General features: G+C 72.8%; 1 protein-coding gene. It reads right to left on the reverse strand.

Annotated features, from left to right (window positions below; translation table 11 throughout):
• Positions 1-1,013, reverse strand: a 1,013-nt coding sequence (locus IE97_RS0137785) for an aspartate aminotransferase family protein (RefSeq protein ID WP_030252152.1), incomplete at both ends; no start/stop codon positions are given.

A 1,013-nucleotide genomic window follows, 5' to 3' on the forward strand; every position in this document is an offset into this window, starting at 1 on the left:
GTGCCGGCCTCGACGGCGTTCGCCCAGGCCTGGAGGCCCTCGTCCACGCCCGTCTCGTCGATGACGAGCGCCGGGATCATGCGGACGACCTGGTTCCAGGCGCCGCACAGCAGCAGGAGCAGGCCCTCGTCGACGGCGGCGCGCTGTACCCGGGCGGCGGTCTCGGGGTCGGGGCTGCCGTCCTCGGTGACGAACTCGGTGGCCAGCATGAGGCCGAGGCCGCGCACGTCGCCGATGCCCGGCGTCCGGTCGGCCACCGCCTCCAGGCCCGTGCGGAGCCGCTTGCCCATCGCCTCGGCGTTCTCGACGAGCTTCTCGTCGCGTACGACGTCCAGGGTCGCGCAGGCCGCGGCGCAGGCGACGGCGTTGGCGCCGTACGTGCCGCCCTGCGAGCCGGGCCACGCCTTGCTCATCAGCTCCTCGGAGGCGGCGATGCCGGACAGCGGGAAGCCGCTGGCCAGGCCCTTGGCGGTGACGAGGATGTCCGGGGTGACGCCGAAGTGGTCGTGGCCCCAGAAGCGGCCGGTGCGCCCGACTCCGGTCTGCACCTCGTCGAGGATCAGCAGGAAGCCGTGCCGGTCCGCGCGCTCCCGCAGGCCCTCCATGAAGGCGCGGTTGGCGGGGACGTACCCGCCTTCACCGAGCACCGGCTCGACGATGATCGCGGCCGTGTCGGCGGGCGAGGAGATCGTCTGGAGCGTGTAGTCCAGCTCCTTCAGGGCGAAGCGGGTCGCGGTCTCCTCGTCCCAGCCGTACCGGTACGCAGACGGGAACGGGGTGACGACGACACCGCTCATCAGCGGGGAGAAGCCGGACCGGAAGCGGATGCCGGAGGTCGTCATGGAGGCGGCGGCGACCGTACGGCCGTGGAAGCCGCCGTGGCAGACGATGACATTGGGGCGGCCGGTGGCCTGGCGGGCCAGCCGCAGGGCGGCCTCCACCGCCTCGCTGCCGGAGTTGGTGAAGAACAGGCTGTCCAGACCGGACGGCAGGACCTCGCCCAGCTTGTCGAC

This window comes from Streptomyces sp. NRRL S-455 (assembly GCF_000717875.1).
GTDB lineage: Bacteria > Actinomycetota > Actinomycetes > Streptomycetales > Streptomycetaceae > Streptomyces.